At 71.9% G+C, this 19,808-nt stretch carries 22 protein-coding genes; 14 read left to right on the forward strand and 8 right to left on the reverse strand.

Annotated features, from left to right (window positions below; translation table 11 throughout):
• Positions 1-54 precede the first annotated feature (54 nt).
• On the forward strand, positions 55-930 hold the full coding sequence (locus IH48_RS0111995) for an SDR family NAD(P)-dependent oxidoreductase (protein ID WP_420705475.1): 876 nt from the start codon (positions 55-57) through the stop codon (positions 928-930).
• Positions 931-963: 33 nt separating this feature from the next.
• Here IH48_RS0111995 and IH48_RS0112000 read toward each other — a convergent pair whose 3' ends face one another.
• Together IH48_RS0112000 and IH48_RS0112005 are read right to left on the reverse strand one after the other, a co-directional pair.
• The gene (locus IH48_RS0112000; protein ID WP_051839608.1) at positions 964-1,197 is read right to left on the reverse strand and encodes a hypothetical protein; all 234 of its coding nucleotides are present in this window, start codon (positions 1,195-1,197) and stop codon (positions 964-966) included.
• Positions 1,194-1,430, reverse strand: a complete 237-nt coding sequence (locus IH48_RS0112005) for a hypothetical protein (RefSeq protein WP_030902791.1) — start codon at positions 1,428-1,430, stop codon at positions 1,194-1,196. Before IH48_RS0112005 ends, IH48_RS0112000 begins: the two co-directional genes overlap by 4 nt.
• Before the next feature lie 196 nt (positions 1,431-1,626).
• Here IH48_RS0112005 and IH48_RS0112010 point away from each other — a divergent pair, with 196 nt between their 5' ends.
• Positions 1,627-2,463 (forward strand): helix-turn-helix domain-containing protein, encoded by an 837-nt coding sequence (locus tag IH48_RS0112010; RefSeq protein ID WP_030902794.1) that lies wholly within the window; start codon positions 1,627-1,629, stop codon positions 2,461-2,463.
• Positions 2,451-2,660 (forward strand): DUF397 domain-containing protein, encoded by a 210-nt coding sequence (locus IH48_RS0112015; RefSeq protein ID WP_030902796.1) that lies wholly within the window; start codon positions 2,451-2,453, stop codon positions 2,658-2,660. Before IH48_RS0112010 ends, IH48_RS0112015 begins: the two co-directional genes overlap by 13 nt.
• Before the next feature lie 22 nt (positions 2,661-2,682).
• On the opposite strand, the gene IH48_RS0112020 is transcribed toward IH48_RS0112015, so the two are convergent.
• Positions 2,683-3,390, reverse strand: a complete 708-nt coding sequence (locus IH48_RS0112020) for a FadR/GntR family transcriptional regulator (RefSeq protein ID WP_030902798.1) — start codon at positions 3,388-3,390, stop codon at positions 2,683-2,685.
• 185 nt (positions 3,391-3,575) lie between these two features.
• Here IH48_RS0112020 and IH48_RS0112025 point away from each other — a divergent pair, with 185 nt between their 5' ends.
• The 4 genes from IH48_RS0112025 (at position 3,576) to IH48_RS0112040 (ending at position 8,383) form a co-directional block, all read left to right on the forward strand.
• A complete protein-coding gene (locus IH48_RS0112025) occupies positions 3,576-4,799 on the forward strand; it encodes a CaiB/BaiF CoA transferase family protein (protein WP_030902799.1) in 1,224 nt (407 codons plus the stop codon).
• A gap of 56 nt (positions 4,800-4,855) precedes the next feature.
• Positions 4,856-5,584: an enoyl-CoA hydratase/isomerase family protein gene (locus IH48_RS0112030; protein ID WP_158710278.1), complete on the forward strand. Its 729-nt coding sequence runs from the start codon at positions 4,856-4,858 to the stop codon at positions 5,582-5,584.
• 106 nt (positions 5,585-5,690) lie between these two features.
• On the forward strand, positions 5,691-7,013 hold the full coding sequence (locus tag IH48_RS0112035; protein WP_051839612.1) for an MFS transporter: 1,323 nt from the start codon (positions 5,691-5,693) through the stop codon (positions 7,011-7,013).
• Between the two features lie 80 nt (positions 7,014-7,093).
• On the forward strand, positions 7,094-8,383 hold the full coding sequence (locus tag IH48_RS0112040) for a GDSL-type esterase/lipase family protein (protein ID WP_051839614.1): 1,290 nt from the start codon (positions 7,094-7,096) through the stop codon (positions 8,381-8,383).
• Positions 8,384-8,814: 431 nt separating this feature from the next.
• Here the strand turns inward: IH48_RS0112040 and IH48_RS0112045 are convergent, their stop codons facing one another.
• The 5 genes from IH48_RS0112045 to IH48_RS0112065 all read right to left on the reverse strand — a co-directional run bounded on the left by IH48_RS0112045 (position 8,815) and on the right by IH48_RS0112065 (position 13,583).
• The gene (locus IH48_RS0112045) at positions 8,815-9,411 is read right to left on the reverse strand and encodes a DJ-1/PfpI family protein (protein WP_030902807.1); all 597 of its coding nucleotides are present in this window, start codon (positions 9,409-9,411) and stop codon (positions 8,815-8,817) included.
• Positions 9,408-10,382: a GlxA family transcriptional regulator gene (locus IH48_RS0112050; protein WP_030902811.1), complete on the reverse strand. Its 975-nt coding sequence runs from the start codon at positions 10,380-10,382 to the stop codon at positions 9,408-9,410. Before IH48_RS0112050 ends, IH48_RS0112045 begins: the two co-directional genes overlap by 4 nt.
• A 194-nt stretch (positions 10,383-10,576) precedes the next feature.
• On the reverse strand, positions 10,577-10,897 hold the full coding sequence (locus IH48_RS0112055; protein ID WP_030902814.1) for a hypothetical protein: 321 nt from the start codon (positions 10,895-10,897) through the stop codon (positions 10,577-10,579).
• A 79-nt stretch (positions 10,898-10,976) separates the two neighbouring features.
• Positions 10,977-12,617 carry an MFS transporter gene (locus tag IH48_RS0112060; protein WP_078849654.1) on the reverse strand — a complete coding sequence of 547 codons (1,641 nt, stop codon included), beginning with the start codon at positions 12,615-12,617 and terminating at the stop codon, positions 10,977-10,979.
• Between the two features lie 189 nt (positions 12,618-12,806).
• On the reverse strand, positions 12,807-13,583 hold the full coding sequence (locus IH48_RS0112065) for an IclR family transcriptional regulator (protein WP_030902820.1): 777 nt from the start codon (positions 13,581-13,583) through the stop codon (positions 12,807-12,809).
• Positions 13,584-13,660: 77 nt separating this feature from the next.
• Between IH48_RS0112065 and IH48_RS0112070 the strand changes: the two genes are divergently transcribed.
• The 7 genes from IH48_RS0112070 to IH48_RS0112100 all read left to right on the forward strand — a co-directional run bounded on the left by IH48_RS0112070 (position 13,661) and on the right by IH48_RS0112100 (position 19,792).
• A complete protein-coding gene (locus tag IH48_RS0112070) occupies positions 13,661-14,830 on the forward strand; it encodes a cupin domain-containing protein (RefSeq protein ID WP_030902821.1) in 1,170 nt (389 codons plus the stop codon).
• Positions 14,827-15,681, forward strand: a complete 855-nt coding sequence (locus IH48_RS0112075) for a fumarylacetoacetate hydrolase family protein (protein ID WP_030902823.1) — start codon at positions 14,827-14,829, stop codon at positions 15,679-15,681. The genes IH48_RS0112070 and IH48_RS0112075 overlap by 4 nt, the downstream gene beginning before the upstream one ends.
• Positions 15,681-16,391, forward strand: a complete 711-nt coding sequence (locus tag IH48_RS0112080; RefSeq protein ID WP_030902825.1) for a maleylpyruvate isomerase family mycothiol-dependent enzyme — start codon at positions 15,681-15,683, stop codon at positions 16,389-16,391. Before IH48_RS0112075 ends, IH48_RS0112080 begins: the two co-directional genes overlap by 1 nt.
• Positions 16,392-16,425: 34 nt before the next feature.
• Positions 16,426-17,724, forward strand: a complete 1,299-nt coding sequence (locus tag IH48_RS0112085; RefSeq protein ID WP_051839616.1) for an FAD-dependent monooxygenase — start codon at positions 16,426-16,428, stop codon at positions 17,722-17,724.
• Positions 17,721-18,413: a 3-oxoacid CoA-transferase subunit A gene (locus IH48_RS0112090; protein ID WP_030902829.1), complete on the forward strand. Its 693-nt coding sequence runs from the start codon at positions 17,721-17,723 to the stop codon at positions 18,411-18,413. The genes IH48_RS0112085 and IH48_RS0112090 overlap by 4 nt, the downstream gene beginning before the upstream one ends.
• Positions 18,413-19,096: a 3-oxoacid CoA-transferase subunit B gene (locus IH48_RS0112095; RefSeq protein WP_030902831.1), complete on the forward strand. Its 684-nt coding sequence runs from the start codon at positions 18,413-18,415 to the stop codon at positions 19,094-19,096. Before IH48_RS0112090 ends, IH48_RS0112095 begins: the two co-directional genes overlap by 1 nt.
• An 87-nt stretch (positions 19,097-19,183) precedes the next feature.
• Positions 19,184-19,792, forward strand: a complete 609-nt coding sequence (locus IH48_RS0112100) for a TetR/AcrR family transcriptional regulator (RefSeq protein ID WP_030902834.1) — start codon at positions 19,184-19,186, stop codon at positions 19,790-19,792.
• Positions 19,793-19,808 lie beyond the last annotated feature (16 nt).

The raw sequence follows: 19,808 nt of genomic DNA on the forward strand, positions 1-19,808 counted from the left end.
AGGATTTACCGCAACAGCGTTGCGATATTAAGGCAACAGTGTTTCACTAAATCCATGAGTGACGATATGAACAGCAAGCGGCAGGTCTGGTTCATCACCGGCTCGTCCCGCGGCCTCGGCCGTGCCCTGGCGACCGCCGCCCTGGAGGCGGGCGACCTCGTCGTGGCCACCGCGCGCCGTCCCGAAACCCTCGCCGAACCCTTCGGCGCCTACGGCGACCGCGTGTTCCCCGTAGCCCTGGACGTGACGGACCCCGAGGCGGCCCGCGCCGCGGTCGACGCGGCGGTGCGGCGCTTCGGCCGGATCGATGTGCTCGTGAACAACGCGGGGTACGCCAACGTCTCGCCGATCGAGAGCTCGGACGACGCCGACTTCCGCGCCCAGTTCGAGACGAACTTCTGGGGCGTCTACAACGTGACGAAGGCGGCCCTGCCCACGCTGCGACGCCAGGGGTCGGGCACGGTCGTGCAGTTCTCGTCGATCGGCGGGCGGGTCGGCGGTTCGCCCGGCATCGCCTCGTACCAGGCGGCCAAGTTCGCGGTCGACGGCTTCAGCCGCGTCCTGGCGGCGGAGACGGCGCCTTTCGGAGTACGGGTGATGGTCGTGGAACCGAGCGGTTTCGCCACCGACTGGGCGGGCGCCTCGATGACCGTGCGCGACATTCCAGAGGCGTACGACGCCACGGTGGGCGAGATGAACAGGCGGGTGCGCCAGAACACGGCGGGCGCGGCCGGGGACCCCCGTCGCGCCGCCGAGATCATCGTCCGTACCGTTCACCGCGCCGACATCCCCGGCCACCTACCGCTCGGTGTGAACGCGGTGACCATGGCCCTCGACCACTCCCGTGATCAGACGGCCAAGGCGATGGCCTGGGAGAAGGTCGGCCGCTCGGCCGACTTCGGCGAGCCCTATCCGGTCGACCTGCCCTGACAGGCACCGCGGCCGAGCCGGGTGCCGGGCCCCTCAGCGGGGGCGTCGGCTGCGGGCGTTCGCCTCGGCGACGAGAGCGCTCAGTAACTCCGCAGGGGTGAGGACGCGGACGAGGCCGGGCTCGGCGTCCCACTCGCGCCCGCCGGCGAGCGGGCGGAGCTGGACGTACGGGCCCGCGTGGCCCATGACCCGCCCGACGCGGTCGCGGACGGTGTCGCGGACGGCGGCGCCGGGGGCGGGGATCGCCGCCTCGGCCTCCTCCGTCACCGGGCGGCCCCCCGCCTGATCGCGTCCGCGAGCAGCAGGGCCACCGGCGCCGAGCAGACGCCGAGGTGCACGAGGCCCGGGCGGTCGGTCTCGCGGTCGTCCGCCCAGGGGGTACGGACGTCCATCGCGGGCAGTTGGACGCCGGCGAGCGAGAGCGCGGCGGCGAGGGCGTCGCGGGCCTCGACGGCCTCCTGGATCCTGGGCGTGCGGGATGTGCGCGGCGTGGAGGTCATCCGAGTCCTCGTCAATGCGATGGGGTGGGTGGGTTCCGCTGTTTCCATGACCGGGCTGCGCTGCGTGGATTACGCTGAGTAGCCTGGTCGCTACGATCATGCGCCCGGAGGCGAACCGCCATGCTGTGGACGGGATCTCGGCTCCCCGCCGCAGGGAGGTGGTGCCACACGTTCCACACCCGGAGGGAGCAGCGGAATGCCGCAACGACGCGTCATCACCGGCCGCAGTCAGGAGCCCCGTCAGCGGTTCGCCGAGGAGTTGCGGACGCTGCGGACGGGGAGCGGGACGAGCCTGCGCGCGCTGGGTGAACGGCTGGGGTGGGACTGGTCGTTGTTCGGCAAGATGGAGAAGGGCGAGACGCTGGGCAGCCCGGAGGTCGTCCAGGCCCTGGACACGCACTACGGGACGCCGGGGCTGCTGCTGGCGCTGTGGGAGCTGGCGGCAGGCGACCATACGCAGTTCCGCGAGCGGTACCGGCGGTACATGGCGCTGGAGGCGGAGGCCGTGAGCCTGTGGCACTTCGCGGTGAGCGTGCTGCCGGGGCTGCTGCAGACGCCGGGGTACGCGCGGGAGGTGCTCGCGGCGGGCGGGCTCAAGGGGAAGGAGCTTGAGCAGCAGGTCGAGGCGCGGATGGGACGGCGCGAGCTACTGGAGGGGGAGGCCGCGCCGCCGTTCCGTACGATCCTGTCCGAGGCGGTGCTGCTGGCGCCGCTGCGCGATGTGGGGGAGTGGCGCGCCCAGTTGGAGTACGTGGCGGAAGTGGCTGAGCGGCCGGGTGTGACCATGCAGGTGCTTCCGCTGAGCGCGGGGCTGCACGGCCTGATGAACGCCACCGTGATGTTCCTGCGACTGGCGAGCGGAAGTACCGTGGCTTACACGGAGAACGGCTACCGAGGCGATCTCATCGAGGAGAACGCTCCGGTTGAGCGTTTGCAGCGTGCGTACGATGCGATGCGCGACCTGGCGTTGTCCCCTGCTGAGTCGCGGAAGTTCGTCCTGGCCACGTTGGAGGAAGTGCTGTGCGACCCATAGAGCTGAGTGCCGCAGCCTGGCGCAAGAGCAGCTACAGCAATCAGGATGGAGGCGAGTGCCTTGAGGTCTGCGACGACCTCGCCGCCCTCGTTCCGGTGCGGGACAGCAAAGTCCCGCACGGCCCCGTGCTCATGTTCCCGACCGCCGGCTGGGCCTCCTTCGTATCGGCGCTCAGCGGCGGGCAATTGAGCGACTGAGCCGGCGCGGCGCGCCGACGGCTCAGCCGTCCGTCTCGTCGTGCCAACCGAGAAGTTTGACGTGGCCGACCGCGGCGACGTGGTGGTGCATCGCGGCCGCGGCCGCGTCCGCGTCGCCGGCCCGTACCGCCGCGGCGATCCGCCGGTGCTGCTTCAGCGACTGCGCCGGCCGCCCCGGCTGGCGCAGCGACTCGGTGCGGCTCTCCGCGATCGGCTGCGCGATCTCGGCCATGAAGTCCGCCAGCAGCGGGCTGTGCGCCGCGGCGGTGACCGCCCCGTGGAACCGCTGGTCCTCCGCGGCGCACAGTTCGCCGCGCTCCACCGCCTCGGCCATCTCGGCCAGCGCGGCGTCGATCGCGGCCACGTCCGCCGCGGTGTGCCGGTCGGCGGCCAGCGCCGCGAGCTTCGTCTCCAGTGCGTCCCGCGCGTCCAGTATGTCCGGCAGCCTGCGCCGCCGGTCGATCATCGTCTCCAGCGGTTCCGCGTCGAGGCGGTCGCGCAGCAGATAGGTGCCGCCGCCGTGCCGTGCCTCGACCAGGCCCTGCACTTCCAGCGCGACGATCGCCTGCCGCACCGAGGTACGGGAGACGTCGAGGCGCTCCGCGAGGTCGCGTTCCGGCGGCAGCCGGTCCCCGGCGTGCATCGCCTCCTGCTCGACGAATTCGCGCAGCCGCTCCATCACCTGCTCGTACAGGCGGGTCCTGGCCACGGGGCGCAGCGAGTCGGTCACCGCCGCCTCTCCTTGTCGTAGTAGAGGGCAGTCCGGTTCGTCCAGGGCTGTCCGAACCGGCAAAACCGGGTCCGTGCCGGGTGGTTGACATGGCTTGTCAGGGCGTCTCACACTCTAGCCCATGGTCGACAGGCTCAGTGGTCCATCCACTTTACCTCCGAGCCAGACCAACGAAAGGTGCCTGGATGAACCAGTCCCCGTCCTCATCAGTCCCCGCGGCCCCCGGCGCGCTGTCCGGTCTGCGGGTCCTCGACCTCTCCCGCATCCTGTCAGGGCCGATGGCGACGATGGTCCTCGCCGACCTCGGCGCCGACGTGATCAAGATCGAGGACACTGCGCGCGGCGACGACACCCGGCAGTGGGGCCCGCCGTTCCAGGGCCCTGAATCGGCCTACTTCCTCTCGGCGAATCGCAACAAGCGCGGCATCAGGGTCGACCTGAAACACCCGCGCGGTCTCGACCTGGTCCGGCGCGTCGCCGAGGGAGCCGACGTGCTGGTGGAGAACTTCCGTCCCGGCACCGCCGCCCGGCTCGGACTCGGCTACCAGGAGCTCGCCGAGCTGAACCCGCGCCTGATCTACGCCTCGATCTCCGGCTACGGGCAGACCGGGCCGTGGTCCGCCAGGCCCGGCTACGACGCGATCGCCCAGGCGCAGAGCGGCATGATGAGCATCACCGGCGAACCGGACGGCGCACCGGTGCGGCCCGGCGTGCCGACCGCCGACATCGGCGCCGGGATGTGGGCCACGATCGGAGTGCTCGCCGCGCTGCACGCCAGGGAGCGGACCGGACGCGGCCAGCACGTCGACGTGTCGCTCTTCGACGGCCAGCTCGCCTGGCTCACCTACGTGGCAGGCGGCTACTTCGCGACCGGTGAACTGCCCCGCCCACTGGGCTCCGCGCACCCGACGATCGTCCCGTACCAGGCGCTCGCCACGGCCGACGGCCACCTGATGGTGGCGGTGGGCAACGACCGGCTCTGGCTGCGCTTCACCACCGCGCTCGGCGTGCCCGAGCTGGCCGATGACCCCAGGTTCCGCGGCAACCCGGACCGGGTCGAGCACCGCGCCGAACTGCTGCCGCTGCTCGAGGCGGTGCTCGCCGGCAAGTCACGCGCGCACTGGGCCGCGGAACTCGACGCCGCCGGCGTCCCGTGCGCGCCGATCGCCACCGTCGCCGAGGCGCTGGAGGGCGAGCAGGCCAGGGCCCGCGGCATGGTGGCCGAGATCGACCACCCGACGGCGGGCCGGCTGCGCACCCTTGGCTCGCCGCTCAAGCTCAGCGCCACGCCGCCCGCCGTCCGCACCCCGCCGCCGACACTCGGCCAGCACACCGAGCAGGTCCTGGCCGAACTCGGCTACGCCGGGCCGGAGATCGCGGACCTGCGCGCCTGCGGGGCCGTCCGGTGAGCGGCGGCGTGCTCGCCGGGCGTCCGGCTGCGATCGAGGTGGTCAGGGAGGGGGCTGTGGCCACCGTGCGGGTCGGCACCGGGCGCCGCGCCAACGCGCTCGGCAGCCGCGACTGGCGCGCTCTCGCCGAACTGTTCCGCGAACGGCTGGCCGTGGAGAGCGGATTGCGCGCCGTGGTGCTGGCCGGACACGGTCGGGGGGCCTTCTGCGCCGGCTCGGACATGCGCGAGTGGGTCGACGCCGGGCGGCGCGAGGTGGACGACTGCTTCGCCGCGATGGAGGCGGCGTTCACCGCGGTGGAGGAACTTCCGGTGCCGGTGGTCGCCTCGGTGCGCGGCGCCGCACTCGGCGCGGGCTGCCAACTGGCCTGCGCCTGCGACCTGCGCCTCGTCGCCGACACGGCGGTGCTCGGGATGCCCATCGTCCGCTGGGGCATCCTCACGCCGCCCGCCTTCGCCGCCCGGCTGGCCCGCCTCACCGGACCGGGTCTCGCCCGCGACCTGCTCTACACGGGCCGGCTGCTCGACGCCGCGGAGGCGGAGCGGCACGGCCTGGCAGGCCGGCGCGTGCCGTCCGCCGAACTCGACACGCTCACCGCCACCGTGGTGGACGCGATCGCCCGGCAGCCGCCGACCGCGGTACGGGCCGCCAAACGCGCCGTCGACGCACTGGACGCCCCGGCCCGCGAGCGCCTGGCCCGCCTCGACCAGAACCCCACCACCGACGCGGAGGCCATGCGCCGCGGCCTGCGGGCCTTCCTTCACCACCCCGGCGACACCGGCTGAGCGGCCGCCGTAACGCGCCACGCTCCTCACCGCTCCATGTACCCGTCCCGCACCCATGAGCCGAGCACCACCACTGAGCCGAGCAACACCACGAATCGAGGTTCCCGTGGCGATCAACGAGCACCGAACCAGCGTGGCGCCGTCCGCCGCCGCGCCCGACTCCTCCACCGCGATGACCCCGGCGCAACGCCGCGCCTTCTGGGGCTCCTTCGGCGGCTGGGCGATGGACGGCTTCAACTGGACGATCTTCGGCCTGGTCCTCGCCCCGACCATGGCCGCGCTGCTGCCGCGCGCCGGAATCGCCGACACGCCTGACAACGTCGGCTGGTACGGGCAGATCAGCGCCGCGCTGTTCCTGGTCGGCTGGGGCTGCTCGTTCATCTGGGGCCCGCTCGCCGACCGGTTCGGCCGCAAGCCGGCCATGATGGCGTCGATCCTGATGTACGGGGTGTTCACCGCGCTGGCCGGCGTCTCCACCGGCCTGTGGGAGTGGAACGCCTTCCGGTTCCTCGCGGCGATCGGCGTCGGCGGCGAGTGGGCGATGGCCGGCACGCTGCTCGCCGAGGTCATGCCGGAGGAGCGCCGTGACCGCAGGGGCGGCCTGATGCACACCGCCGCCTACGTGGGCGTGCTGGTCGTCTCGCTGATCTACCTGGCCTTCGGTTCGTCCCTCGGCTGGCGCGGCCTGTTCTTCATCGGCGGGCTCCCCGCGCTGGCCGTCTTCCTCATCAGGCGCGGCACGCCGGAGGCCGAGCGCTGGTCACAGAACGCGGGCGAACAGTCCCGGCGCTCCTTCTGGAAGCCGCTCGCCGAGGTGTTCTCCGCCGAGTACCGCGGGCGGACCATCGTCAACCTGGCGCTGCTGGTGGTCTGCGTGATCGGCCTGTGGGCGGGGTCCACGTACGTCGCCACCGCCGTCACCAACCTGGCGAAGGACGCGGGTTACGCGCACGGCACCGTCGTGCACCTGGCCAGCCTCGCCTCGATGACGGTCGCCGCCTTCACCATCCTCGGCTGCGTCGGAGTGCCCTGGCTCGCCGCGAGGATGGGCCGCCGCGGCGCCCTCGCCGTGCTCTTCGCGCTGATGATCGTCGGTACGGTCGGCGCCTACGGCCTCGCCTACCCGATGCACTCGATAGGCCTGACCTTCGCCTTCCTTCCGCTGCTCGGGCTGGGCGGCGCCAACTTCGCGGTGTTCACCATCTGGCTGCCCGAGCAGTACCCGACCCGGATGAGGGCCACCGCCTTCGCCGCCACCACCACCTTCTCTCGCTGGGTCGCCGCCGGAGGCACCTTCCTCATCGGCTACGGCATCCACGCGAGCGGCTCGCTGGCTCTGCCGCTGTCCCTGACCGCGGTCTTCTTCGTGGCCGGCCTGGCGATCGTCAGGTACGGGCGGGAGACCACAGGCCAGACCCTGCCCGACTGACCGCGCCACCGTCACCAAATTCGCCACCGTCACCACTTGCGCCACCCCCGCCACCTTCGCCGAACGAGGGAGAGACGCCCATGCACCTGTCCATGTCCGTGAAGAACCTGCGCCGCGCGACCCTGGCCCTGGCACTCGCCGGCCTGACCGCCGCCGGCACCACCGCGGCCACCGTGTCGAGCGCGGCCACCCCGGCCCATCAGCGCCCGGGCCATCACTGGTTCACCTCCTGGGCCGAGTCCCAGCAGTCGCAGGCCGGCAGAACGCTCGACGACCAGTCGGTGCGCATGATCACCCACCTGAGCCAGGGCGGCAGCGCGGTGCGCATCCGCATCCAGAACACCTTCGGTTCCACGCCGCTCACGGTCGACGCCGCCACCGTCGCCGAATCGGGCGGCGATGCGGCGCTGGCCGGAGCCGCGCACCGGCTCACGTTCGGCGGGCACGCCAAGGTCGTCGTCCCGGCCGGCGGGCAGGTGTGGAGCGACCCGGCGCGGCTGGCCACCCGTCCGCAGGACGACGTCGCCGTCTCGCTGTCCGTACCCGGACAGGTGAAGCCGGGCGAGCACGGCAGCGCCTTCCGGCACAACTACCTGTCCCCGGCCGGCTCAGGCGACCACACCAAGGACGCCGCGGGCTCCGCGTACACCCAGACCGTCGACTCCACCTACCTGGTCAGCGCCGTCGACGTGCTCAACCCCAAGCTCAAGGGGACCGTCGTCGCCTTCGGCAGCTCGGTGGTGGACGGCAACGGCAGCACCAACTGCGGTCCCGGCTGCACCGAGCTCGGCACCAACCGGCGGTGGACCGACGACCTGGCGCGGCGGGTCGTCGCAGAGGCGCCGGCCGGCGGGCAGGTCGCCGTCGCCAACGAGGGGATCGGCGGCACCACGAGCGCCGCCGGCTGCCCCGGCATGCCGAGCTCCGTCAAGGGTCTCGACGCGCTCTCCCGCCTCGACCGCGACGTGCTGCAACTGCACGGCGTCACCGGGGTGATCTACTACTACGGCACCAACGACGTGGGCGACAACTGCACGGCGCAGCAGATCATGGACAGCTACAAGGCGGTGTTCAAGCGGCTGCACGCCGCCGGCCTCAAGGTCTACGTCACGCCGGTCACCCCGCGGCCCGGCTACACCGACCCGCAGAACCGGGCCAGGTACACGGTCGACACCTACGTGAAGAAGTTCGGCGACTGCGCGGGCACTTGCGACGGCGTCATCGACTTCGACCAGGTCCTCAAGGACCCGGTCAAGCCGAACAGCCTGCTGGCCGCCTACGACAACGGGGACGGCATCCACGCCAACATCGCCGGGCAGCAGGCCATCGCCGACTACATCTCGCTGCCGCTGATCACTCCCGGGCGCTGACGGCAACACCGTTGCGTCAAGCCGGTGGCCTGTGAACGTGGAACGGGACCCCTGATAGATCATCTTGCGACCATGCGCGGATATCATCGGGGGTCCCGTTGCAGGAGCCATCTGCCCTCATGTCCGCGCTCGGGACGGCGCCGGGAGCCCATGCACCTGGGTGCTCGGGCACCAGGGTGAGTTGACCAAGAGCGTGGACTTCGCGCCGCCACGGGCGAAGGCAGCCCAGGCGATCCCATCGACGACGATCCGCCGCTCCGGCGGCTGCACGGATGACATGCGGCCGCCTACGGATGCAGCGGCTCGCAGTAGCTGTACGTCGCAGGAGCGCGACCACGAACAATGCCTGGTAGGTGGTCAGCAGGGCGCAGACTTCCCGGTCGATGCCGTCGATGTTGCAGCGAGGACAGCCGGGGTGCTGTCTTGGGGCCTCAGACCTCGGCCTGGTAGGGAGGCGCGGGCTCGTACTGGATGTAGTCGCGCACGGCGTTGGCGTGGTCGCGGCCGTGGATCCGGCCGATCAGCCACAGTGCCATGTCGATTCCTGCAGAGACACCCTGGCTGGTGACGAGGTCTCCGTCCACGACGTACCGCGCGTCCCGCACCACGGTCACGTCACCCATCGCCTCGAGCCGGTCCTCCGAGGTCCGGTGTGTGGCCACCCGCCGCCCGCGTGCCGGCCCCGCCGCGTGCAGCAGCAGCGAACCAGTGCACACACTGGTGACCCACTCCGCCTGGGAGGCGGCGTGTGCGATCCAGTCGGTTGCCGCCCGGTTGACCAGCTGCATCGTGCGTGCGCCCTTGCCTCCCGGGACGAGTAGCACGTCCAGCGCCGGGTGGTCGCCGAAGGTGTGGTCCGGCAGCACGCGCATCCCCTTCGCGCACCGTACCGGGCCCTCTCGCTCGGCAATGAGCACCGCGGTGTCGGCGCCGTCGCGGACCATCGAGGACGCTGTGAACACCTCCCACGGCCCGACGAAGTCAAGCTCTTCCGCGCCGTCGAAGATCATCAATCCGTATGTTGTCATCTCGTGCCTTCCTTGGGTGCCACGGTTGCGAACCTGTCCCGATATTCGGAGGGACTGACTCCGAGCCTTCGGTGAAACGCTCGTCGCAGTGTCTCCGCGGACCCGAACCCGAGTCGCCGGGCGAGCGCCTCGATGGGCTCGTCGCTCTCGGTGAGGGCGCGGCACGCGGCCTCGACCCGGACCTGTTCGACGTACCTGGTGGCCCCGATGCCCAATTCCGCCGGGAACCTGCGTTGCAGGTGCCTGGTACTCCAGCCGGCCCGATCCGCGAGGGCCGCGATCGTGTGGTCGGCACCGGGGTCGGCGTGCACGGCCTCCACCACCGTCCGTATCGGGTCGGATTCCGGCTGCGTCGTCCATAGGGGAACGCTGAACTGCGACTGGCTGCCCGGCCGGCGCAGGAACATCACCAATTCCCGTGCGACGTCGAGCGCGACACCGCGACCGTGGTCGTCGTCGACCAGCGCGAGGGCGAGGTCGATGCCCGCCGTCACGCCGGCCGACGTCCAAAACCGGCCGTCGCGCACGAAGATCGGATCGCAGTCCACATGGATAGCGGGGCACTCCCGGCGCAACTGCGTCTCACGCTCCCAGTGCGTCGTGACCCGACGCCCCTCGAGCAGGCCGGTTGCCGCGAGCAGCAGCGCGCCGCTGCACACTGATGTCACCCGTCGGGCCGTCGTGGCCGCGGCCCGTACCCAGTCGACCAGATCTGCGTTCTCCCGGGCGTGGTCCACGCCCCGGCCTCCGACGACGACGAGTGTGTCGATTCCGTCCGGAGCGAGGTCCAGGACCCCGTACTCGGCGAGCATCGGCAACCCACTGCAGGACCGCACCGGTCCCGCCCGCGGTGCCACCACCTGCAGCCGGTAGCCGCCCGCCAGCACGTGAGCATGGGCGAATACTTCGTGCGGACCGGTGAGGTCGAGCGGCTGGAACCCTTCGAAGACCACGAACACAACATGGCGCATGCCTACAGGCTCGCCCGGTTCGCACCATGAGGTCAACGACACAGACCCCACGATTCGCGCCATCGAGTCGAGAGGTCGGAGCAGCTTGGTGGACAAGCTGCCGGTGAGGCGAGAAATCCCGAGATCAGGTTCACAGCGGGGTTGCCCCACAGGCCACCGGCTCAACACACAACGGTGTTGGCACCGATGGACGGTCAGAGGCCGGCGATGCCGCCGGCCTTCCTCAGCGCGGAGTCCAGGGCGTCCACCACGGCGTTCTGCCGCCTCGCGCGCGCCGCCCGGTCCGCCGGCACCAGCCGTGCGGCGGCCTGGGCGGCGTAGGCGTCCGGGTCGCCGAAGGCGGCCCGCGGGTGCTCGCCCGTGTCCGCGTAGTGGGCCGTGACCTCCTTGACGGCCTGGAGCACGACGGCCCGGTCCACGCCCGGCTGCACGGCCAGCCGCAGCTGGAACCGCGCCAGCCACTTCTCGCACTCCTTCTCCCCCGCGGCCTTCGCCGTCGGGTCCTTCTTCGCCACGTGCTCTCCCGGCTGATCGCCGTCGTCCTTCGTGGTGTGGAACGCCGGGGCGCCGAAGCGGGTTGCGCGGGCCGCGCACCTACGCCGTCAGCGCCGACTCCGGGCTGCCGGTGTCGGGCCCCTGCGGCACGGACGCGGGCGCGTCGGTCTCCGTGGGCTTGCGGGCGTGCAGGCCCAGCATGCCGAACGCGGTCAGCGCCGCCGCGACCGCCGCCGCCACGCCGCACACCAGGAACGCGGTGCTGAAGCCGCTGCCAAGGGCCTCGAGCGCCACACCGTGCGCGGCGGCGCCCGGGGTGCCGGCCGGCAGGCCGTTCACGGCGATGGTCCCGCCTGACTCGGCGACGCCGCGAGCCGCCGCGAGCTGATCGGCCGGGAGATGCGCGCCTGACAGGTGCGCCGCGAACGCCCGGCCCGCGCCGCTGAAGGCGACCGCGGTGACGATGACGGGGCCGAGGACAAAGCCGAGGTCGCGCAGCATGTTCGTGGTGGCGCTCGCCATGCCGGCCAGCTTCAGGGGCACACTGCCGAGCGCCACGGCCGTCACCGAACTGACGGTCAGGGCGAAGCCGACGCCGATCAGCAGGTCGGGCGCCACGAGGGCGCCGAGCCCCCGGTCCTTCACGTCGAGCCGAGTGCACAGCAGGCAGCCCACGGCCATCAGGACGAACCCGGAGGTCAGCAGCCACGACGCGGCGACCCGGTGGAGCAGCCGCGACACCACCGGGATGAGCACGAAGGCCGGCCCTTGCAGGAGCAGGAACGGGATGGCGACGCGCAAGGGGTCCTGGTGCTGCACGGGGCCGAGCCACATGCTCGTCGAGAAGCAGGCTCCGAGGAAGGCGAGCATGCCGATCACGGCCGCGACGGACGACACGGTGAAGGCCCTGCCGCGGAACAGGTTCAGGTCGAAGATCGGGGACTCGGCGCCGAGTTCCACCACGACGAACGCGGCGAGAGCGCACGCGCCGAAGGCGAAGGCGAGGATGACGGGAAGGGCGGTCCAGCCCGATTCCGGCCCCTCGGTTGCGGCGTAGAGCAAGAGGACGAAGCCGAGTGTGAACGTGATCTGACCTGCGACGTCCAGCCTGCGGCCCTCCGGCGCCCGCGACTCCGTGGCAAGTGTCAGGGTGAGCACCGCGCTGACCAGGGCAAGCGCGACGAGCACCCAGAAGGAACCGCGCCACGAGCCGACTTTGGCGAACATCCCGCCGAGCAGGGGCGAGACGGCAGCACCCGCGGACAGGAAGCCGCTCCACACCGCCACCACATGCGCCCGCTCCCGCGCCGTGCGGGTGACGGCCGTGATCGCGGTGAGCGAGCCGGGGAACATGGCGCCTGCGCCCAGGCCGTTGACGGCCGCACCGATCCAGAGCACGTGGATGGACGGAGCGAGCGCGGCCACAGCGCTGCCCACCGCGACCAGGGCCGTGCCGGCCACGACGAGCCTTCGCCGTCCGAAGAGGTCGCCGAGGACGCCGAAGGTGAACTCGAAGCACACCACGGCGATCATGAACGCAGATGTGATCCAGGTGAGTTGGGAGCCGTGCGTGTGCAGGTCCTGCTGGAAGAGCCCGTTCAGCGAGGCGGGCAGCGCGTTGGCGACCTGGGCCACGAAGACGGCGCAGCATGCGGCAGCCAGTGTTCCCGCGTAGCCCGGTGTCCGGGCGGCCCCCGCGGCTGGGCCGTGGGACGCCGACGTCCCGTTGTTGAGCGACATTGCTGTTTCTCCCTGGCTGGGAAGGTGTGAGCGCTCCGCAAGCGGAAGCGCGGAGTGCGCGGGCCCGTCCCTGGCGTGCACGGTGGGGGAGAGGGCGCGACGAGAGCCGGGTGCGTGTGGTGGAGAATGGCATTAGCTTTACGTCGCGTCAATAGTTCATGCTAGGTGTTTGCCGACGGTGCCGACTGCTCAGCGCTGACCCGCCAGGTCCCGCTCCAGGGCCCGCGCCGCCGCGTCCAGGGCCGCGACCAGGGAGCGCAGCGTGCCGGGGTCGTAGCGCACGCTGGGCATCGACACCGACAGCCCGGCAAGCGCCGTGCCGGCCTCGTCGCGCACCGGCACGCCGACGGCGACGAGGCCGCGTTCCGAGCGCTCCTTGTTCACGGCGAACCCGTTGCGGCGCAGGCGCCTCAGCTCCGTCCGCAGCCGGTCGAGGTCCGGGCGGTCGGCCGGGCGGTCTCGGTAGCGCTCGGGCGCGTAGACCTCCTCCAGCTCCGCGTCGGAGAGGTCGGCGAGCAGGATGAGACCCGCCGTCGTGCGGTGGGCGGGGAACACCATGCCCTCGCGGGAACCGACCCGCAGCGCCTGCCGGCACTCGACACTGGCGATGAACCTGGCCGTGTCCCCGGTGCGCACGATCAGGTTCGTGGTCTCGTCCAGCAGGCCGACGACGCGCTGCAGGTGGGGCAGGGACGCCGCGCGCAGCCTTGATACGAGGGACTGGGAGTGCGCGGCGAGTTCCAGCACGGGACCCGCACGGTAGACCCGGTCCTCGCCGTGCACGGCGAAGTCGCGGTGGACGAGCATCGCCAGCACGCGGTGCGCGGTCGACCTGGCGACGCCGAGCCGCTCCGCCATCTGCGAGACCGTAGCGCCGCCCTCCATCTGCAGGATGGTCGCCGCACGCAGCGCGTGGTCCACGCTGGCGATGGGGTAGGGCGGGGGAGTCTTCAGCGGCTTGTCCACGGCGGGCCTCACACGAGAGTGGTTCTGCTCTCCAGAATCTACATGTCCTCTCCGAAGACGCGATGCACGCTGAGCCTGTGACTCCCTCCTCCACCGCCCAAGACACCGCGACGGGTTCCCCGGTCCGGCTCAAGGCCGTCTCCGCCGAAGGGCAACCCGATGTCACCCCGGCGCTCGAAGAGCTCTACCGGGGCTTCGAACGTGAGTTGCTCGTGCCGCTGTGGACCGAGATCGGCGACCTGATGCCGGCCCACCCGCGCTCGCACGCCGTGCCGCACCTGTGGCGCTGGGGGCGGCTGCGGGAGCTGGCGGCACGGGCCGGCGACATCGTCCCCGTCGGACGGGGCGGCGAGCGCCGTGCCATCGCGCTGGCCAACCCGTCCCTCGGCGGCAGACCGTTCGCCACCCCCACGCTGTGGGCGGCGATCCAGTACCTCATGCCCGGCGAGGACGCACCCGAACACCGCCACACCCAGCACGCCTTCCGCTTCGTCGTCGAGGGCGACGGTGTGTGGACGGTCGTCGGGCGCGACCCCGTCGCCATGCGGCGCGGCGACTTCCTGCCCCAGGCGGGCTGGAACTGGCACGCACACCACAACGCCACCGCCGAGCCGATGGCCTGGATCGACGGCCTCGACATCCCGTTCCAGTACGCCACCGAGGCGCAGTTCTTCGAGTTCGGCCGGGACGAGATCAGCGACGACGAGCGGACCACCCCCGGCCGTTCGCGCGCCGAGCGCCTGTGGGGCCACCCCGGTCTGCGCCCGGTGTCCGCGGGTCCCGGCGGCGCCGGTTCCCCGCTGCTCGCCTACCGGTGGGAACACACCGACCGAGCCCTGTCCGACCAGCTCGCCCTCGACGCGGAAGGCTATGGGGGCGCGGTGGAGCACGGCCATGCGGCCGTCCGGTTCACCGACCCGTCGACCGGCGCCGACGTGCTGCCGACCATCCGGGCCGAGATGCACCGGGTCGCACGCGGCTGCGAGACCGCGCCGGTGCGCGAGACCGGCTCGTCCGTCTACCAGGTCTTCGACGGCTCGGGAACCGTCACCGTCGGGGGCACCACCTGGTCGGTGGCGCGTGGCGACCTGTTCGCCGTCCCGTCCTGGCAGCCGGTCTCCATCCGCTCCGAGGCCGGCCCCGGCGACTCCGACTCGGGCGCACTCGACCTGTTCAGGTTCAGCGACTCGCCCGTCTTCGAAGCCCTGCGGCTCGCCCGCACCCATGTGGAAGGAACCTCCCGATGAAGCTCGCCACCCTCCGCACCGGCGGTGCCACCCGGGCCGTCAGGCTCGACGGCGATGTCCTGGTCGACCTCGGCGCCCCCGACTTGGGGGCCCTGCTCGCCCAGGAGGGATGGGCCGAGCGGGCAGCGGCCGTCACACCGGCCAACGCGGCGGCCACGTACCCGGTGGCCGGAGCCGGCTTCGCGCCTGTCGTGCCAGCCCCGTCGAAAGTGGTGTGCGTCGGCCTCAACTACCGGGGCCACATCAAGGAGATGGGCCGGGAGCTGCCGCAGCACCCCACCCTCTTCGCCAAGTTCGCCGACGCGCTGATCGGTGCGGGCGACGACATCGTGCGCCCGGCGGAGACCGGCGGCTTCGACTGGGAGGCCGAACTCGCCGTCGTCGTCGGCGCATCCGTGCGCCGCGCACGCGGCGAACAGGCCGAGCGTGCCATCGCGGGCTTCACCGTGCTGAACGACGTCACCTGCCGCGACTGGCAGTACCGCAGCCCCGAGTGGCTCCAGGGCAAGACGTGGGACTCCACCACCCCCGTCGGCCCCTACCTCGTCACCCCCGACGAGCTGCCCGGCGGCGTACGGCCGTCGCTGGACCTCCGGTTGCTCGTCGACGGCGAGGTCATGCAGTCGGACTCGACGGGCGATCTGGTCTTCGACCCGGTCGACCTGATCGAGTACGTCTCCACGGTCGTCCGGCTGGGCCCCGGCGACATCATCGCCACCGGCACCCCGGGCGGCGTAGGCCACGCCCGCAGGCCCGAGCGCTACCTCGCCGGAGGCGAGCGTGTCGTCACCGAGATCCAGGGCATCGGCCGCTTGGACAACCGCGTCGTCGCCGAGAGGGCGGCATCCTGATGGGTCGCACCCTTGACTCCGCGCGCCACTGGGCGCTGCGCGGCACCGAGTTGACGCTGTCCGCCGCCGCCGCTCTCGACGACGTCGGGTACGCGGCCCCGAGCGCGCTGCCCGGCTGGAGCCGCGCACACGTGGCGGCGCACGTCGCCGCCAACGCCGAGGCTCTGTCCAACCTGGTGCACTGGGCCGCCACCGGCGAGCCCACACCGATGTACGCCTCCGCCGAGGCGCGCGCCGCCGGCATCGAACGGGGGCGGGCCCTGCCGGCCGGGGAGCTCACCGCGTGGCTGCGCCGCTCCGCGGACGCGCTTGAAGCGGGCATGGCCGCGCTCGGCGGGGAGCAGTGGTCGGCGGAGGTCCGCACGGCGCAGGGCCGTACCGTGCCCGCCACCGAACTGCCGTGGATGCGTGCGCGCGAGGTGTGCGTGCACGCCGTCGACCTGGTGAACGGTGTGTCCTTCGCCGACCTGCCGGACGGCTTCCTCACAGCACTGTGCGACGACGTCGTGGCCAAGCGCACCGCGGCCCCCGGCCCGGCCCTGACCCTGCGGGTACCGGCCGCCGGCGCAGCATGGGACCTCCCGGGCGAAGGCCCGGCCGCCCGGGTCACGGGCGAGGCCCACGACATCGCGGCCTACCTGACCGGACGGTCCGCCGGCCCGCACACCGCGGACGGCGTGCCCGCCCCCGCGCTGGGCGCCTGGCTGTGACGCGAGAGCGCCCCACGATGCGAAGGAACGGAAAATGAGCCCTGAACCACGCCCCGCCGGGCAGCCCGACGTCCTGGTGGCAGGCGGCGGCATCGGCGGCCTCGGCGCCGCCCTCGCCCTGTCCCGGCAAGGGCTGCGGGTACGTGTCCTCGAACAGGCGGCGGCGTTCGGCGAGGTGGGTGCGGGCCTGCAGATCGCGCCCAACTGCACCCGCATACTCGCCGAGTACGGCCTGCTGGAGGAGGCCAAGAGCCTGGGCGTCGTCCCCGAGAACATCGTGATGCGCGACGCGCTCGACGGCCGGGAACTGAGCCGGCTCGACCTGCGTGACCTGGAACGCCGCTACGGCTTCCCCTACATGGTGATGCACCGCAGCGACCTGCACGGCGTCCTGTTGCGTGCCTGCGAGAGAGCCGGTGTGCAACTGCTGACCGACCGGACCGTCACCGGCTACGAGAACACCGCCGACGGCGCCCTGGTCCGCCTCGCGGACGGCACCACAGAACAGGCACCGCTGGTCGTCGCCGCCGACGGTCTGCACTCCGCGGCCCGCCTGGGGCTCGTCGGTGACGACGTCGTCAGCTCCGACTACGTCGCCTACCGCGCCGCCGTCCCCATCGAGCAGGTGCGCGGCAACGACATAGCGGAGAAGGACGTCACCGTCCACATCGGCCCGCACTGCCACTTCGTGCAGTACGCGCTGCGCGGCGGCGAGATGTTCAACCAGGTCGCCGTCTTCCGCTCGCCCAAGGCCCTGGCCGGCCGGGACGACTGGGGAACGCCCGACGAGCTCGACGCGGCCTTCGAACGCACCTGCGACACCGTGCGCGACGGCATCCCGCTGATGTGGCGCGACCGCTGGTGGCAGATGCTCGACCGCGACCCGATCGACACGTGGGTGCACGGCCGCGTGGCCCTGCTCGGCGACGCCGCCCATCCACCGCTGCAGTACATGGCGCAGGGAGCGATCATGGCGATCGAGGACGGCTGGGTACTCGCCAAGCAGTACGCCGCGCATGCAGCGGCCGCCGCGTCGGGCGCCGGGCCCGACTGGGACGCCGCGCTCGCCGAGTACGAGGCCGTCCGGGTGGAGCACTGCCGCCGGGTGCAGACCACGGCACGCGCCTGGGGCGAGCTGTGGCACCTCGACGGCGACGACCGGCTGCGGCGCAACGCGATCCTCACCGCACGCGACACCCACGACTACTCCTTCACCGACTGGGTGTACGGGCCGACCGCGCTCACCCCGGACGAGGAGCCGCCCATGTTCACACCGATCCCGCTGGCCTCGGTCGGTGCGGCACACGTGGCGGCGGAGGTGAGCCGGGCGTGACCACGACCATCGCCGCCACGGCCGACGAGGCCGTCGCGGACGTCGAGGACGGGTCGACGGTGCTGGTCGGCGGGTTCGGCCTGGCCGGCATGCCGTTCGACCTCATCGACGCGCTGATCCGGCAGGGGGCGGGCGAGCTGACCGTCGTGTCCAACAACGCCGGTAACGGCGACGTGGGCCTGGCCGCGCTGCTGGCGGCGGGCCGCGTGCGCAAGGTGGTCTGCTCGTTCCCCCGGCAGAGCGACTCGTACGTGTTCGACGAGCTGTACCGAAGCGGACGCGTCGGTCTCGAGGTCGTGCCGCAGGGCAACCTGGCTGAGCGTATACGGGCCGCCGGGGCCGGCATCGGCGCGTTCTACTGCCCGGTCGGCGTCGACACTTCGCTGACGCAGGGCAAGGAGACGCGGGAGATCGACGGGCGCAGTTACGTCCTTGAGTACCCCATCAAGGGGGACCTGGCCCTGATCTCCGCACACCGGGCGGACACCGCGGGAAACCTCGTCCACCGCAAGACCGCCCGCAACTTCGGGCCCGTCATGGCCACCGCGGCCACCACCGTCGTCGCCCAGGTCACGGACATCGTGCCTGCAGGCGGCATCGACCCGGAGACCGTGGCGACCCCAGGCATCTACGTCGACCGCCTGGTACGGGCCGAGGCCCGCGGGCTCACCGTCCGAGGAGCGCGCTGATGACTGCCACCGGCAACACACCGCCCAAGGGCCCGGTGGAACACACCGGCAGAGGACCCCTGACGACCGAGGAGCTCGCGGCGCGAGTCGCCCGCGACATCCCGGCGGGTTCCTACGTCAACCTCGGCATCGGGCAGCCCACGAGGATCGCCGAACACCTGCCGCCGGAGGCGGGGATCGTGCTGCACACCGAGAACGGCATGCTCGGCATGGGACCGGCCGCGGTGGGCGACGAGGTGGACCCCGACCTCACGAACGCCGGCAAGGTGCCGGTCACCGAGATGCCGGGGGCGTCCTACTTCCACCACGCCGACTCCTTCGCGATGATGCGCGGCGGCCACCTGGACGTGTGTGTACTCGGTGCGTTCGAGGTCTCGGCCCGCGGTGACCTGGCCAACTGGCACACCGGCGACCCGGACGCGATCCCCGCCGTCGGCGGCGCGATGGACCTGGCGGTCGGGGCGCGGCGCGTGCTCGTGATGATGAAGTTGTTCGCCCGCGACGGTGCACCCAAGCTCGTATCCGAGTGCACCTGCCCGCTCACCGGCGCGGCCTGCGTCAGCCTCGTCTGCACCGACTACGGCATCTTCGCCCCCGGCCCTGACGGTGTGCGCGTACTGGAGACGTACGGCGCCACGGTCGCCGACCTGCGGGAACGGCTCTCCGTCGACCTGCTCACCTGAGTACACTGCGTAAAAATTTCATACGCTGCGTATCATGCGGAGGCGGTGTGTACGCTCGACGTGCGGTGGCGCGCTAGGATTCGGGCCATGGCGAACCTTCGTGAGGCGCAGAAGCAGATGACGCGCCGTCTGCTCCTTGAGTCGGGTCTCGAGCTGTTCAAGACGAAGGGGTACGCGGCCACCACGGTCGACGACATCGCCACCGCGGCGGGCACCACGCGCGTCACCTTCTACGCGTACTTCCCCTCACGCAGCGCACTGATGCAGGCGCTCATCGACGAGCGGCTCAACGAGGCCCTGCAGCGCGTCGGCTCGTCAGGGCACGGCTCCACGGCGCAGGACCTCGTCGCCACCGTCCGCGAGGGGACACCAGAGGCGATCACGGCGTGGCTGCGGCGCACCGCCGAGAGCTGGTCTGCCATCCACCCCATCATCCGCGTCGGCCGCGACGCCGCGGCGGTCGACCCCGAACTCACCGATCTGGTCGAGCGATGGCTGGAGGAGGCCATCAGCGACATCGAGGACGGGCTGGCGGCGGCCGGCCGCCTCCAGCCCCATCAGCGCCACTTCCGCGGCGTCCTGGCGATGGCCCAGCTCGACTACGTCGCCCAGAACTGGGAGCGCGCCGACTGGAAGCTCACGCGCGAGCAGATGCTCGACGAGCTCGGCGCGAGCTGGGTGGCACTCCTGATCTGACCCCGCACGTGCGCCG

Source organism: Streptomyces sp. NRRL F-5126 (genome assembly GCF_000721265.1).
Classification (GTDB): Bacteria; Actinomycetota; Actinomycetes; order Streptomycetales; family Streptomycetaceae; genus Streptomyces.

What these genes read in the sequence shown, in the direction of transcription:
- IH48_RS0111995 (WP_420705475.1), top strand. Translation starts at nt 55, where the DNA reads ATGAGTGACGATATGAACAGCAAGCGGCAGGTCTGGTTCATCACCGGC.
- IH48_RS0112005 (WP_030902791.1), bottom strand. Translation starts at nt 1,430, where the DNA reads ATGACCTCCACGCCGCGCACATCCCGCACGCCCAGGATCCAGGAGGCC.
- IH48_RS0112010 (WP_030902794.1), top strand. Translation starts at nt 1,627, where the DNA reads ATGCCGCAACGACGCGTCATCACCGGCCGCAGTCAGGAGCCCCGTCAG.
- IH48_RS0112025 (WP_030902799.1), top strand. Translation starts at nt 3,576, where the DNA reads ATGAACCAGTCCCCGTCCTCATCAGTCCCCGCGGCCCCCGGCGCGCTG.
- IH48_RS0112040 (WP_051839614.1), top strand. Translation starts at nt 7,094, where the DNA reads ATGCACCTGTCCATGTCCGTGAAGAACCTGCGCCGCGCGACCCTGGCC.
- IH48_RS0112045 (WP_030902807.1), bottom strand. Translation starts at nt 9,411, where the DNA reads ATGACAACATACGGATTGATGATCTTCGACGGCGCGGAAGAGCTTGAC.
- IH48_RS0112050 (WP_030902811.1), bottom strand. Translation starts at nt 10,382, where the DNA reads ATGCGCCATGTTGTGTTCGTGGTCTTCGAAGGGTTCCAGCCGCTCGAC.
- IH48_RS0112060 (WP_078849654.1), bottom strand. Translation starts at nt 12,617, where the DNA reads ATGTCGCTCAACAACGGGACGTCGGCGTCCCACGGCCCAGCCGCGGGG.
- IH48_RS0112075 (WP_030902823.1), top strand. Translation starts at nt 14,827, where the DNA reads ATGAAGCTCGCCACCCTCCGCACCGGCGGTGCCACCCGGGCCGTCAGG.
- IH48_RS0112080 (WP_030902825.1), top strand. Translation starts at nt 15,681, where the DNA reads ATGGGTCGCACCCTTGACTCCGCGCGCCACTGGGCGCTGCGCGGCACC.
- IH48_RS0112085 (WP_051839616.1), top strand. Translation starts at nt 16,426, where the DNA reads ATGAGCCCTGAACCACGCCCCGCCGGGCAGCCCGACGTCCTGGTGGCA.
- IH48_RS0112095 (WP_030902831.1), top strand. Translation starts at nt 18,413, where the DNA reads ATGACTGCCACCGGCAACACACCGCCCAAGGGCCCGGTGGAACACACC.
- IH48_RS0112100 (WP_030902834.1), top strand. Translation starts at nt 19,184, where the DNA reads ATGGCGAACCTTCGTGAGGCGCAGAAGCAGATGACGCGCCGTCTGCTC.